General features: G+C 71.5%; 2 protein-coding genes and 1 pseudogene. 1 reads left to right on the forward strand and 2 read right to left on the reverse strand.

Annotated elements, in window-relative coordinates; translation table 11 throughout:
- Positions 1-180 (forward strand): annotated as a pseudogene (locus tag ESO86_RS19445) (DNA repair protein RadA); the annotation flags it as partial.
- Here ESO86_RS19445 and ESO86_RS17130 read toward each other — a convergent pair.
- Together ESO86_RS17130 and ESO86_RS19450 are read right to left on the reverse strand one after the other, a co-directional pair.
- Positions 177-584: a dehydrogenase gene (locus ESO86_RS17130; RefSeq protein ID WP_129235980.1), complete on the reverse strand. Its 408-nt coding sequence runs from the start codon at positions 582-584 to the stop codon at positions 177-179. The pseudogene ESO86_RS19445 and the gene ESO86_RS17130 sit on opposite strands and share 4 nt — an antisense overlap.
- 228 nt (positions 585-812) lie before the next feature.
- Positions 813-1,305, reverse strand: a 493-nt coding sequence (locus tag ESO86_RS19450) for a hypothetical protein (protein ID WP_165308282.1), incomplete at its 5' end; no start/stop codon positions are given.

Raw genomic sequence — 1,305 nt, forward strand, 5'->3', positions numbered from 1 at the left:
ATCAGCCTCGCCGGCGAGGTGCGACCGGTCGCATCGGCCCGGCAGCGCGCCGCCGAGGCGGCGCGCCTCGGCTATCGTGCGCTGCTCGACGACGACCTCGGCAGCGTGCGTGCGGCCGTCGAACGGGCGATGATGGCGGCCTCCGGGGCGCGCGAGCGCGAACTCGACGCGGCCTTCTAGACCGAGAGCGCCTTCAGCAGCTCAGCCGGCGAGGCCTGCATCGGGTGCGGCCCGGCGATGTCGAGGAACACCGTGGTGATCGTCGACTCGTATCGGGTGAGGAACGACTTCAGCCACGCCGGGCTCTGCAGCCCGACGGCCGGCGGGAGGTTCGCCGGCTTGTGCGCGGCGTCGCTGAAGAGCAGCAGTGCGACCTCGCCCGAATTCGGATCACGATACGTCCACACCTCGCCGCCGTCGAGCGGCGTGTCGCGGGGTCCGGGCTTGATGAGCGGAACGACCGTGTTGCCGTTGCGGAGGGCCAGCGCGACCGCCGCCATGTCCTGCCGCTCGAGCGCCTCGGCGAGCGCCTGCGAGCGGAACTCGAGGGGCTGCTTGGGCTTCGAACGCTTCGCACCGGCCATCATCCCAGCCTACCGAGGCCGGTGCACGGGAACCGCCGCGGGTGCAGCGGCCGGGCCCGCAGCGGAGGTCCGCGGCGCGAGGTAACGCCGCGGACCCCTTGGACCGCAGGATGGTTAGTCCACGTCCGATCCTGCTGAGCAATCCTCGCGAGATCAACGGAAGGCCGTCACACGCGGACACATCCGCGCAGCGGCGACCTGCGTCGACGGGCGTGCGAATCGCGCAGGTCAGTAGAGCAGGAACTGCTTCGACGTCGACGACTCGAACCCGCTCATGCTGACGTTCAGGTGGTACGACGCGCCACCGGCGGGGACGCTCGTCCGCTCGCCGCCGCAGGTGTCGGCGCTCGACCGCGTGCGGTCCCACGTGATGGGTTCGCTCGAGGAGACCGGCGTGCCGGGCTCGATCGAGACCTCGGCATCGACCGGGTCGACCTGGCAGTCGGTCGAGGTCCAGTACGTGTCCGCCCCGCTCGTGACGGTGAACACCTGCGCCGCCGTGCCGACGTTCATGACGCACGAGTTGGAGCCCGTGTTCGTGATCGTGACCGAGAGCTTCGGCTGTTCGCCCGCGGCATAGACCGCCGCATCGGTGACGGCCTCCACCGTGATCTGGTCGGCCCTGCAGGGATCCCCGTCGGCGGCGGGCTCGGCCGCGGGTTCGCTCGCCGGCGGCTCGGCGGCATCCGTCGCGGTCGCGCCGTCGGTCGCCGCAGCCGTC

This window comes from Agromyces binzhouensis, assembly GCF_004135055.1.
GTDB classification, from domain to species: domain Bacteria; phylum Actinomycetota; class Actinomycetes; order Actinomycetales; family Microbacteriaceae; genus Agromyces; species Agromyces binzhouensis.